Below are 12,966 nucleotides of genomic sequence, written 5' to 3'. Positions count from 1 at the left end.
CGTGCTGTAAATGATTAACCCAATTGGCGTTGCAGTAAATCATACATCGCACTTAAGCCATCTTTTTCGGCTTTAGCGTTATAAGCTAAATCTACGCCATTGGCTTTGGCTCTTTCATCGGCCAATGGATTACTAAATCCATGTTTAGCATCTTTTAGCACAATTACAGTATATTTCACATTGGCATTGCTCATTTCAGTTTTAAAATTTTCGACATCTGCTAAAGAGACCATACTGTCTTTTTCACCATGTAAGACTAAAATTTCGGCTTGAACATGGTCTTTTTCAACAGGCGTTTGCGCTGATAAATTGGCGTGAAACGTCACGACTGCTTTTAAACTTGCCCCTGAGCGCGCTAAATCAAGAATAACCTTGCCACCATAACAGAAGCCGATTGCCGCAAGTTTATCTTGATTCACTTCAGGTTGAGCAGCCAAAGCTGCGAGTCCAGCAGATGAACGGATGACATTGGTATCCGTATGCTCAAAGGTTTGCATCATCCACGCATAGGCTTGCTTAGCATCTGTGGTCACTTTTTTATCGCCATACAAATCAATTGCTAAAGCGGCATATCCATGTGCTGCCAATTCTCTGGCACGTTGTTCAGTATATTCATTCCGTCCCCACCATTCTGGAGAAACAATAATACCCGCGACAGGTGCAGTATGTTCAGGTGCGGCAAAATAGCCCATTAATGTTGTACCATCTGCTGCGGTATATTGTATTTCTCGTGTTTGGATGGAAGCCATCATGTATTAAATCCTTGTATACAATAAAGAACAGGATCGATTAAATCATAAAAAGCTGTATTGAAAATGACTTTGTTTCGAATAATAACAATAGAAATGTGAGGAAATATTTAAAAGGAGGTATAAAAAAAGAAGGAATCAGGCCTTCTTTTTTGCATCTAAAAATGGAAAAAGGGGCTTAAATTTTGCCTCTGCTAATGAAGCCAATCACCGCAAAAATTGCAGCAACCACCAATAAAATAATAGCAAAATCTTTAGACATGCCTGCGACACCACTCAATCCTAATAGGCTTGCCAACAGTGCAACCACTGCAAATATAATGGCCCAACGGAACATAAGTTATCTCCATTTTCTTTGAATTGTTTTTTTAGTATAAAATTTGCTTATAAAAACCGCTGTATCGTTGTGTGTAAACAATGTCACGTTGCAGCTATTGAGTGACTGTTTTATGTAAGCTAGATGATTACAAGCCGATGTTCAAAAACTGATATAATCAAAAAATAGTGCTTTCAGATTTTTAGTGTTTTATGAGTATTGAATTACGCCCACAATTTTGGAAAAAATATCCACTGGATCAGTTGAATCAGGCTGAGTGGGAGGCGTTGTGTGATGGTTGTGGCTTATGTTGTCTAGTGAAACTCGAAGATGAAGATACGCAAGAAGTTGCTTATACCATGGTCTCTTGTAAATTACTCGATTGTAAAACAGCAGCTTGTACAGATTATCCAAATCGTGCAACACAGGTTCCTGATTGTATTCAACTTACCCAAAAAAAATTGCAAACGATTCATTGGTTACCACCTAGTTGTGCTTATAGACGCTTAAATGAAGGAAAAAAATTACCTTCGTGGCATTATCTCAATACTGGCTCACGAGATAGCGTTATGAAAGCCAAGAAATCTGCCGCAGGGCGCTGTATTTCTGAAGTCGATATCAACGAAGATGATATTGAAGATTATGTGGTGCGTTGGGTCAGATAAACCCAAGATCAGTCCGTCATTATCTAGAATAGATGTTGAGCATAGCGGAGCTGAGCATTAGCAACGCGTGGACATTTTTCAAAGAAACAAAATTGATTGGCCAATTTAAAGTTGCAGAATCCGCTGCTAAAAATTCTTGCTTGATTGTATTCCATAGTAGACTATGGATAGAAATTAATGATTTAAAAAGAATATGTCAGACACCCATATCCCACTTCCTGAACGTCTTCGCCCGCGTGATTTGTCTGAAATTATCGGGCAAGATCATTTACTCGGATCAAATGCGCCATTGCGGCAAATGATTGATCAAGGGCATTTGCCTTCCATTATTTTTTGGGGTCCTCCTGGCGTTGGTAAAACCACCATTGCTTTGCTGTTGGCTCAAGCCGTTGATCGACCATTTGTGAGTCTTTCTGCTTTAAATACTGGTGTTAAAGAACTGCGTGAAATTATTGCCGATAGTGGTGATTTACTGATCCCAGTGGTTTTTATTGATGAAATTCATCGTTTTAATAAGTCTCAGCAAGATGCCTTATTGAATGCTGTTGAAAAGGGAAAAATTACTTTAATTGGTGCAACCACTGAAAATCCTTCATTTGAAGTCAATAATGCTTTGCTGTCCCGTTGTCAGGTCTATAGCTTAAATGCTTTAAGCAATGAAGCTATTCAAGATTTAATCAATCGCGCGCTCCAGCAAGATCAGTTTTTAAAAGACCGTTATTTGCATATTGAAGAATATGATGCTTTGCTACAGTTCGCGGCAGGTGATGCACGTAAAGCACTTAATTTAATTGATTTAATTGCCAGTACTTTTGAAGCTGATGTTGAAAATATTGTCACCAATGCCACGGTCGTGAAAGTGGCACAGCAAAATATTGCACGTTATGACAAATCTGGCGAACAACATTACGACCTTGTCTCCGCATTTATTAAGTCGATTCGAGGAAGTGACCCAGATGCGACTTTGTACTGGATGGCGCGAATGCTCAAAGGTGGAGAAGATCCCGTTTTTATTGCACGGCGTATGTTGATTGCTGCATCTGAAGATATTGGTAATTCCAACCCGAATGCTTTATTGCTTGCAGGAGAGTGTTTCCGTTCTGTACAAGCAGTTGGTATGCCGGAATGCCGCATTATTCTAGGACAATGTGCAGTATATTTGGCGACTAGCGCGAAAAGTAATAGTACTTATTTGGCGATTAATAAGGCGTTAGAGCTTGCTGAAAAGACAGCGAATTTACCCGTGCCACTGCATCTTCGCAATGCGCCAACCAAGCTGATGAAAGAGCAGGGCTATGGTGTTGATTATCTATATCCGCATCATTATCCTGAGCATTTTGTACGACAAGAATATCTGCCACCGGAATTAAAGGGTACAAGATTGTATGAATCTGCACGGAATAAACGTGAAGTTGAAGGTGAACGCTTACAACAACGCCGATGGCAAGATAATCAGCAGTCAGAATAAATGGATCTTTCAAGATGACCGAGTTGAATATGTTTTAAATGGATGTTGTTCATTATAGAAAAGTTTAGAATGTGTCTAAACCTTATCGAGTTAGGCTTAAAAACTGAAATAACCATTTCAGTTTTTAAGAAAGCATCTATGAAATTATCATTCTTAACAATAATTCTATTATCCAGTTTTTCTGTTGAAAGTTATGCCGAAAGTACAACAAATATAAAAAGTGCCAATATTTCAGCCACCTCAGCACTTGGCAAAACTTATGCGCAAGTCAATTTTGAACAGCAAAAAATAATTCCTCAGGGATGGCGAGTTCCGGGCAATAATGCAGGCAATATCTTTATTCGAGATGGTTTCTTGCATATTGATGCTCGCAAAAGTGCCACGCAGACAACCTCAATTTTATTACCGACAGAATTAGCAAACCTACAAAATTATCGTATTGATGTCGAATTTACTTTAGACCAAGCGGTGAACCCTAGTCGTTGGGGTAGTGTGATTTATGATGTTGTCGCAGCTCAAGGTTTTATTCCTAAAAAATATTATCAATTGACGCTGCGTGCTGATACTGCAGCAAAGAATGGGACGGAGTTTGGTAATCGTAAAATTAATGGACAATGGAATGTTATTGAAACTAAAGAATTTTCAGAAAATATAAAAGCCAATCAGCTTTATAAAGCAACCATCCTTGTACATGGCAATCGTGTACAACAATACTTGAATAATGTCTTGTTGCAGAATGTCGAATTAGATCAGTCACAATTAAATGGTGAGATCGGATTGTCAGCAGCGGGATTAGTGATGAAAGTAAAAAGCATTCAAGTTTCAGAACAGAACACTGCTTTACCGAATTTAAATAATAAAGTCACCGCCGTGCAAGAATCGGCAACACAAGTCTCTGCGGCAGCGACCTTGATTCAAAAAATGTCAGCTGATTTGAATGTGAATGCTGTGCAAGCCAATCAAGTTTATTATCGCTTAGATGCCAAATTAAATTTATTGGATGTATCAGGAAATCCCATTTTTACCTTACAACATTATTTAAATAATACACAACGCAAAAATATTGCGGTACTGAGTATTCAAGATCAGCAGACGATACTTGCACTAAAACAGTTGGCTAAATCGCAAGACCTGAGTGACCTTACACTATTGTCGAGTGAAACGGAGCTACTACAATTTGCACATCAATACATCCCCATGACACGGACGGCATTGGATTTAAGCAAGGCAAAAAATTTCAGCAGTAGTCGCAAAGATTTAAATACAATCACGCAAATGACCAACCAAGCATTTGCTAAGATTGTAGTGTTGCCAAAAGCATTGATTGATGTGAAAAATGTAAGCTTCTTGCAACGTTTATTGATGACCGTTTGGGTGGACTCATCAGCGACAACTGCACCCGAGGTTGCTTCGATTTTAGCTTCAGGTGTCAATGGCATCATAACCAGTGATAGTGCAGCCTTTGATGCTTTGCTCAAACAGTTTCCGCAAAATACTTTGTTGAGAAAGCCATTTATTATTGGGCATCGTGGTGTGCCAAGTTTAGAAGATGAAAATACGATTGAAAGTGCCAAGCATGCTGTTGCTTTAGGGGCTGATATTGTCGAGAATGATATTTATATCACTAAGGATAATCATGTGGTAGTGATGCATGATGAAACCGTCAATCGCACCACCAAAGGCACAGGTAAAATAGAAGAGATGACTTTGGCTGAGGTACAGCAGCTGAGAACTAAAAATAAAAATTATCATGTACCGACATTGGCGGAGTATTTTTCGACCTTTAAAAACACCCCAAATTTTGTACTCATGATTGAATTGAAAAGTACCAATCCAAAATTAGTGCCTGCTTTAAAAGCTGAAATAGAAAAATATGGCGTTGAGAATCAGGTGGTCATCACCTCGTTTAACCGAGAGCAAATTCAGCTAGTTAAAAAATATATACCAATGGTTTCAACAGGGGTATTAATTCAGACTATGCCCAGTTCAAATCAGGTTTTAATTAGTAGTCGACAAATTTTAGCAGAGGCTCAGAAATATACGTCTTCTTATCATCCTCCGTATCGAAATGACCTGACAAAATTATTTGCTGAAACTCAGCATCGTGGGGTGACATATTGGCCTTGGAATTTGAATGAGACGACGTTTAAGCAACTGTATGTGGCTGGTTTAAATGGCGTGACTACCAACTTTGTGCAATTGTATTCAAAAAATATTGTTGATATTCAGGCTCCAACTGAGCTGAAAATTAAAGTGGGCCAGCCTGTACACATGGCTGTGCGACTGAAACAGCAAGATGGAATGGCGTTGGAAGGGCAAGCTCAGCAATTTATAGTCCTTGCTGGATCACCTCAGCATGAACTGAAAGCGGAAAGTTTGAGTTTTACCCAGAAAGGTACGGCTTATGTTTTAGCTGGTTATAAGTATCAGATGGATCAACAATATTTTTATCATATCTTTTCTAAGCCAGTGAAGGTGACGATTAAATAATTCAGATCCTTGAAATATTCAACATCCTATCTTTGCGCTTGAACGAGGATTGAAGATTGTACAGGGATTTTCAACTAACCTATGAGTTGATGAGTACAAGGCAATAAAAAACCGAGTCATTCGACTCGGTTTTGCACTAACAGAATCTGATTAGATATCTGAAAGATCTACACCAATACGCTTAGCAACTTCTTCATAAGCTTCAACAACGCCACCTAAACCTTGACGGAAACGGTCTTTGTCGAGTTTTTTCTTGGTGTCTTTATCCCATAAGCGGCAACCATCTGGAGAGAATTCATCCCCCAGAACGATACGATCATGGAACACACCAAATTCAAGTTTAAAGTCAACTAAAAGCATGCCACCTTGTTCGAACAGGTCTTTAAGAACCACATTCACTTTTTGAGTGAGTTCTTTCATGTCTGCCAATTGTTCCGCAGTTGCCCAACCTAAAGCAATCGCTTGAGATTCGTTCACCATTGGATCGCCCAAAGCGTCGTCTTTAAAGAATAATTCAAATGTAGGAGGTGTAAGTTCTAAACCTTCTTCTACACCTAAACGACGACATAATGAACCTGCTGCATAGTTACGCATCACGCATTCTACAGGGATCATGTCTAATTTTTTCACTAAAACTTCAGTCGGAGAAAGAAGTTTTTCGAAATGAGTTTCGATACCAGCCGCAGCCAATTTTTCCATGATAAAGGCATTAAAACGGTTATTCACCTTACCTTTACGATCTAGTTGCTCTATTTTTTCGCCATTGAATGCAGAAGCATCATCACGGAAAACTAAAATTAGATGATCAGCGTTATCCGTTTCATAGACAGATTTAGCTTTACCAGTATAGAGCAAGGTTTGTTTTAACATGGGGGAACCTTTTTCAAAAAAAAATTGCCTAGAACGACTAGGCTGGCCAGTTTTGGTAAATCTGGGTTAACAATTCTGCAGCTTTTTCTTTATCTGCAAAACTATTATCGGCATTAAACACAGCAAGATTATTACTTGCACCTACAGAGGTGAGTCTTAAGACATAGGTTTTATTATCGATCTTCACAGTAGCTTCATAAGCATTTTTGCTTTGACCGATAAGGGTATGATTAAGACTGCTGAGTGTGGCCAGTGTATATTGCCAAATTGTAGCAGAATTTCCATCAATTTTAAGCAACGGATTTGCATTTCCATCAGTTATCAGTTGTGGACGTCCGACAGTGGTATTTGAGGCTAAATTTGAACTATTTGCTGTGATTTTCGCCATATCAGGACGTGGTAACTCAAAACGGTTGGCACGCTTGTTTTCAAATTTTGGTGCATGTTCAACCGCAAGTGGATCAACGACAGGTGCAGGATACAATGGCGTTGCTGGTCTAACCATTGAACCCTCAGGGTATTTAAGCGGCTCTAAAGTGGTTGTGTTTTTATAATCTAAAGAACCATTGCTGATTCCAAATGTACTACAACCTGCCAGACTTAAACTAGAAAGGACAAGAGTTAAACCAAAACGTAATTGCATCATACTAAGCTCTTATTAAAGGACACTCGCTGCTTTAAGTTCTTCACGCAGTGGAGTGCGATATTGTTCTGCAAGCGGAGTTAATGGTAGGCGAATACCCGTACCAATTAATTCCATTTCGTGAAGTGCCCATTTCACAGGAATTGGGTTCGATTCACAAAATAGAATATTGTTTAAATTTGCAACTTTATCATTTAGTTCTTCAGCGAGTTGTAGATTTCCAGCAAGCGCTGCGGCACAAATTTCACTCATAATCTTCGGTGCAACATTGGCAGTGACCGAAATATTACCACGAGCACCTAAACCGATGAGTTCCCAAGCCGTTGCATCATCACCTGAATACACGATCATGTTTTTGCCTTGCAGACCTTCAAGCAGTTCTTTACCACGTGGCACATCGCCTGTTGCATCTTTAATCGCAACAATTTGTGGAATGTCAGCTAAACGAATTACGGTTTCATTTAACATGTCTACGCCAGTACGGCCAGGTACATTATAAAGAATAATAGGTAAATCAACGGCTTCTGCAACAGCTTTGTAGTGTTGATATAAGCCTTCTTGAGTCGGTTTGTTATAATATGGTGTCACTAAAAGTGCAGCATCTGCACCAAGTTCTTTGGCTTCTTTCGTCAGCTCAATCGCTTCGTGTGTCGAATTTGCACCCGTACCAGCAATAATAGGAATCCGTTTATTTGCGACACGAATAATTTCTTTAATGACTTGCGTGTGCTCTGTCATGCTCAACGTAGATGCTTCGCCCGTAGTACCGACAGCAACAATACTATTGGTACCTTGTGCAATATGCCACTCAACGAGCTTCTCGAGACCCTTCCAATCTACGCTGCCATCTTCAAACATGGGGGTGACGATTGCGACAATTGAGCCTTGAATGGTCTGTGCTTGCTGAGTCATTTTGAAAAAATATCCTATTTTTCCATCCACTTGAATGTAATAAAACGAATGTGTGGATGGTTGCAGTATTTTGATTTGAGCATCAATCACTTATTTGAGTGATTGAGTAATGCTTATGCAAATTATGACTGATTCAGCGAGTGAGAACAATATGCTTTAGTCAAAGCAGAGAAAAACTTTATAAAAATAAACAAATACTCAGTGAGGTTTACTAAGAATCGAGTTAAACAGGCATCAATATGTTGATTTTGTTTTTTGAAAATAAGTAGTTTATTGATTTTTAAATCTATTTTTAATTGAAGCACAACACACCAATGTATATAAAAATTTGCTTATATTGAAAAATAGTGTCAATTTTAAGTAGGTTTTTTCACATTTTATATTTGTACAAGAATCATTTATGATTTTTACTTCTCTAATTAAGATATCAATTATTTATTTTAAATCAGTTTGAGAGAATAAGGAGTCAGGATGATGTTCCAATCTGAACGTAGTGTGTTAATTGTGGTTGATGTACAAAATGGCTTCACGCCTGGTGGTAATTTGGCGGTTGCACATGCCGACCAGATTATTCCGCGTATTAATCAACTGGCGCAGCACTTTGCAAATGTTGTGATTACCCAAGATTGGCATCCTCAAAATCATATTTCTTTTGCAGAAAATCATGTCGGCAAACAGCCTTTTGAAACGCTTGAATTGGAATATGGAACACAAGTACTGTGGCCAGCCCATTGTGTGCAGGGCACACTTGATGCTGAATTACATCCTGATCTAAATATTCCTACAGCCCAACTCATTATTCGTAAAGGCTTTCATTCGACCTACTGTATATAAAAACCATATTGATAGTTATTCAGCTTTTAAAGAAGCTGATCAAAAAACCATGACTGGACTTGCGGCTTATTTAAAAGAGCGTGGCATTGATACAGTATATGTTACCGGTATTGCTACAGATTTTTGTGTAGCTTGGACTGCGATTGATGCGAGTCAATTGGGTTTTAAGACTTATGTGATTGCTGATGCTACCAAAGGAATTGATTTAAATGGTTCTTTACAGCATGCATGGCAAGAAATGCTCGCCAGTGGGGTAAAGCGAGTTGTAAGTAAAGAGATTCTACAAGCCTGATACTAGAAAATAGGTCGTTGTAACAAGTTGATCATAGGTTCAACAGCTTTTCTTAACATGATGGGTATGATTAAGGTTCGAATAACAAAAATGAACTTAGGATAGGTACACGTTTATTATATTACGCTTTAGCCAATTCATTTAAAGAACGGTTGTATTGTGTAGGATCTTATTTGTAAATATCGGAATGACACTGATAGTAGGCGATTTTAAATTTTAAACGTGTTTTGCAAAGCTCTAAAACAATTTTGGCTAATCCACTTTTTAATTTTGAGTTCATGATTTTGTGTATTCTTAAAGTTGGCCATAAAAAAATCCACACATTCATGCTGTTTTAGAGCATATATTGTGTGGATTTTTTGAGCAATTCAGTATTACACTTTATTACTCAGTATGAGACTTTATTACTTAGTATGGAAATAAAGTACTCTCATACACATATCTGTAAGAAAACAATAAAGTTTCATACCAGCCTTTTTTATAAGATATTGTTTTATATTATTAAAATAAAATTCAATAATACAATGAAGTTTCATACTAAATATAAAATTTTTATTAGCCTCATAAGAACATATACAATAAAGTTTCATACTAAAACTAATAAATATTATCATCTAAATTATAGAAACGAATATTTTGATGTCGTTCTATAATTTATTTTGAATAATATAGTGAAATATTTAATTAGCCTTAAGTTTAATCTCAAAGTCATCACAAAGTTTGTCAACTAGATCCTCAGTTTCTTTGAAAAAATAGTCACCTACTTTAGAGCGATAGAGTGCACGATATCGGCGATAAATTTTTGAAAAATCATCATAAATTTCATTTTCAGAAACATGCGACTTCATTTTGATGATTAATCGTTCGCCCTCACTGGACCCATGTACGTAATGGAAGAAATCAACAATCTTGGTTTCGAAGTCCTTGATCAATGTTCCTGTTTTTGCTTCTTGCTCATTACGTGCGGCAATGATGGCTAGAATATCAAATTGGCCTCCAGGGCCTGGTGGTATACCTTCAGCAACTGTTGTGGTTTTTTTCTTCTTATTTTTCGACTCTTCGGCAACGACTTCAATAATGCCAATTTGGTTGTCAAAATACACTTCGATTGGATCTTTGATATCGTCGCTTCTATGCAGCATGTTATAGAGCATATTGAACTTACGCCAGAAGAGTAAAAAGCTTGGTTCGCTGTACTTTGTATTTAACTGAATTACGAATTCAATGCGGTTAAGAATGGTGAAGTACTGCGCTGCTTTGGCTTTGATATCAGCAGTGCGTTGCGGGTTGGCATCGATGTATTTTTTCAGGCTACTTTCAAAATCTAGATAGCTCTCAGGTTGATCGCGCTTGGTAGTGTCTTTATAAATTGTCATAAATACAGCAAAAAATTTATCGTAGGTATCTGATTTATTCAATTCAATCAGCAATATATCTAATATTTTTTTATCACCAAATGGATCAAAGTCACTTACCACCACATCAGAGAAATGCTCGAAAGCATCTTTAATGTTTTGTACATTCACATTGTTATAAGAAAAATCAACGATCTTGCAATCGTTCTTGTATTTGGTGGTACGATTTACGCGAGAAATAGTTTGAATGGCGCTGATGCCTTTTATCTCTTTGTCTAAAAATAAGGTGTGTAACTTTTTTTCATCGAAGCCAGTTTGTAATTTGGCGACAACAATCATTAAGCCATTTTTACTGAGTGCAAAACTCTCCAGAACTTTCTCTTCTGTTAAACCGCCATTCAGTCCAGTCGCACTTTGTTCATCTTGGTTACTGGAATACACCACATGAATGGGTGCATCTGCGTATTTCTCGTACTTAGGTTCTTTTACTAAATCATTAAAGTGCCTTGTCACAGCATCTTGGTAGGCAATGGCTGCCTTAATGGAATGAACTGCCAACATCGCTTTGCCAGTGCCTCGTATCTGTCGATAAACATCTTTAACTAATAGGTCAGCAATATACTTGGCAATAGCTTCAATTCGATCACGGTTTTCATAGATCTGCTTTTTCTGTGCGTCCTTGTATTCCTTCTGGGTAAAACCTTCAAGTGGATTCGTAGGTAAATCAAATAACATTTTAGATGCAACAGGCACAATATTTTTAAGCGGATTCAAAATAAAGCCATCTTCAATCGCTTCTTTCATCGTATAGCTGTCAAACGGGCGCCATAGTTTTTCACTTTCGGCATAGCCGCTAAACTCTCCAAATCGAGCTAGAGTATGGTCGTCTGGCGTGGCAGTAAAGCCAATAACCAGGTTCTTCTTGGTAGCTTGTTCTGTGTAGGTGACGCCATCAAATGGGCTTTGTAGTTCATCAAAAATACTTACCATATCTTCATGCTGTTCGCCACTGTTTGAGCGATGGATTTCATCTATCAAGAAAACAATACGCATACCTGTGAGTTTTTTCAGTACTTCAGCATCAAGCATTTCACGGACTGCACCAAATTTTTGTAAATTAACAATCACCAAACGAGTGTCAGATGCCAATGCTTCTTGAAAAGTTTTTTTATTGGTTGCCTCGATCACCATACGCTTATCGATGTTCATGTTGAGCATAAGAGAATCTATCTGACTACGCAGTTGCAGTCGATCCACCACTATCATGATTTTATCGTACACGTATTGTGGTTTGCCATCACTATTGGGGCGACGCAAATCCTTTAATTGTAGGGCAGACCAGCCGATGATGTTAGACTTTCCAAATCCAGCGGCATATTGCATTAAAAGTGAATACACATTTTTGTTATTAGAATAAGCCCTGCGCTTTTCCAACAATTCATTTTTCTTGGTCTCAGAAACGCCAACTAACTGTTTTTCCAACAACTTCTCAAAATATTCAGGCTCTTGCTCATGTGCTAAAAGCTCATCGATCTTGGCCATGATTTTGTCGGTGCCAAATTTCTGTTTTGGTCGTGGTGAAATTAAATGACCTTGCTCATTTTTAACTTCCTTCACACCTTTGTTGACATAAACATCCCGTTCAATAAAGTTGTAATACAGGATTTCTTTCTCAATCATCAGCCTGCCATATAATGCGGCAAATAGCTCTTTGAGCTTGTCTTTCTTTTCGGCATCTAGGTTAAGCAGAGGATATAGCTTAAATACGCTCTGTGCTTTTTTTTCTATTTCTTCACGATCAAATTTACCTTCACGACAGGTGGCTAATACCTCATCAAAATAATCAGCAATGGTACGAATCACATAGGTTTCGCCAATATCTGTAGTGGTGATGTGAATAGCATTCTCAAAAATTTTGAGAAAATCTTTGCGAACATACTGTTTTTCTTTATCACTCAGCATGGCATTGCTGTCTATGTATTGGTGATATACCTTTACTGCTTCAAAGTAATCCTTCAATACCTTTCCGCGTCCATTCTTTCTAGCGTTCTGGCTGGTGTAGTTACTTTTTAATTCGCTATAGCCGAGATAAATGCCATTCAAAAATAGTACAAGATCAGGACGGAATGAAAAGATTTGTGTGCCTTGAAAGTTGAACTTATAAGGTAGCTCTTGTACCACAGAGAAAATATTTTCATCGAACAATGCATTGCCGTGAATCACACTGTCACTAGTATAAAATAAATAAAGCTTAACGCCTTGTAAGGTGATCGACTTATTGGCGTTAATGAACAGTGCCATATTAGGATCAACAAAAAACTCTCTTGCTAAGATACCTTGATCAATACAGTTCCTTGATAAATAGGCATTAT

The 12,966-nt window shown here is 38.0% G+C and carries 9 protein-coding genes and 1 pseudogene; 4 read left to right on the top strand and 6 right to left on the bottom strand.

What is annotated here, in order from left to right; translation table 11 throughout:
- Positions 1-14: 14 nt before the first annotated feature.
- Both B9T28_RS12270 and B9T28_RS12265 read right to left on the bottom strand, forming a co-directional pair.
- Complete coding sequence (locus B9T28_RS12270; RefSeq protein WP_086204273.1) at positions 15-752, bottom strand: dienelactone hydrolase family protein; 738 nt, start codon at positions 750-752, stop codon at positions 15-17.
- Positions 753-927: 175 nt separating this feature from the next.
- Entirely contained in the window at positions 928-1,086 is a 159-nt protein-coding gene (locus B9T28_RS12265; RefSeq protein WP_086204272.1) for a DUF1328 family protein, read from the bottom strand.
- A gap of 191 nt (positions 1,087-1,277) precedes the next feature.
- On the opposite strand from B9T28_RS12265, the gene B9T28_RS12260 reads away from it, so the two are divergent.
- The 3 genes from B9T28_RS12260 (at position 1,278) to B9T28_RS12250 (ending at position 5,688) form a co-directional block, all read left to right on the top strand.
- A complete protein-coding gene (locus tag B9T28_RS12260) occupies positions 1,278-1,730 on the top strand; it encodes a YcgN family cysteine cluster protein (protein ID WP_086204271.1) in 453 nt (150 codons plus the stop codon).
- Positions 1,731-1,923: 193 nt separating this feature from the next.
- On the top strand, positions 1,924-3,198 hold the full coding sequence (locus B9T28_RS12255) for a replication-associated recombination protein A (RefSeq protein WP_086204270.1): 1,275 nt from the start codon (positions 1,924-1,926) through the stop codon (positions 3,196-3,198).
- Between the two features lie 138 nt (positions 3,199-3,336).
- Positions 3,337-5,688, top strand: a complete 2,352-nt coding sequence (locus tag B9T28_RS12250; protein ID WP_086204308.1) for a glycerophosphodiester phosphodiesterase — start codon at positions 3,337-3,339, stop codon at positions 5,686-5,688.
- A 150-nt stretch (positions 5,689-5,838) separates the two neighbouring features.
- Here B9T28_RS12250 and purC read toward each other — a convergent pair whose 3' ends face one another.
- Genes purC through dapA form a run of 3 tightly spaced genes read right to left on the bottom strand, consistent with a single transcriptional unit; the run spans position 5,839 to position 8,113 of the window.
- The gene (purC, locus tag B9T28_RS12245) at positions 5,839-6,558 is read right to left on the bottom strand and encodes a phosphoribosylaminoimidazolesuccinocarboxamide synthase (RefSeq protein WP_086204269.1); all 720 of its coding nucleotides are present in this window, start codon (positions 6,556-6,558) and stop codon (positions 5,839-5,841) included.
- A 37-nt stretch (positions 6,559-6,595) separates the two neighbouring features.
- Positions 6,596-7,201 carry a lipoprotein-34 precursor (NlpB) gene (locus B9T28_RS12240; RefSeq protein WP_086204307.1) on the bottom strand — a complete coding sequence of 202 codons (606 nt, stop codon included), beginning with the start codon at positions 7,199-7,201 and terminating at the stop codon, positions 6,596-6,598.
- Between the two features lie 15 nt (positions 7,202-7,216).
- Positions 7,217-8,113, bottom strand: a complete 897-nt coding sequence (gene dapA / locus B9T28_RS12235; protein ID WP_086204268.1) for a 4-hydroxy-tetrahydrodipicolinate synthase — start codon at positions 8,111-8,113, stop codon at positions 7,217-7,219.
- A gap of 474 nt (positions 8,114-8,587) precedes the next feature.
- Here dapA and pncA point away from each other — a divergent pair.
- Positions 8,588-9,239, top strand: a pseudogene (pncA, locus tag B9T28_RS12230) (bifunctional nicotinamidase/pyrazinamidase).
- A 680-nt stretch (positions 9,240-9,919) separates the two neighbouring features.
- On the opposite strand, the gene B9T28_RS12225 reads toward pncA, so the two are convergent.
- Positions 9,920-12,895, bottom strand: a complete 2,976-nt coding sequence (locus B9T28_RS12225) for a DEAD/DEAH box helicase family protein (RefSeq protein WP_252053630.1) — start codon at positions 12,893-12,895, stop codon at positions 9,920-9,922.
- Positions 12,896-12,966: the final 71 nt, after the last annotated feature.

This window comes from Acinetobacter silvestris, from assembly GCF_002135235.1.
Lineage (GTDB): Bacteria > Pseudomonadota > Gammaproteobacteria > Pseudomonadales > Moraxellaceae > Acinetobacter > Acinetobacter silvestris.
The sequence above is the reverse complement of the archived record's forward strand: the minus strand, read 5'-3'. Positions and strand labels throughout refer to the sequence as shown.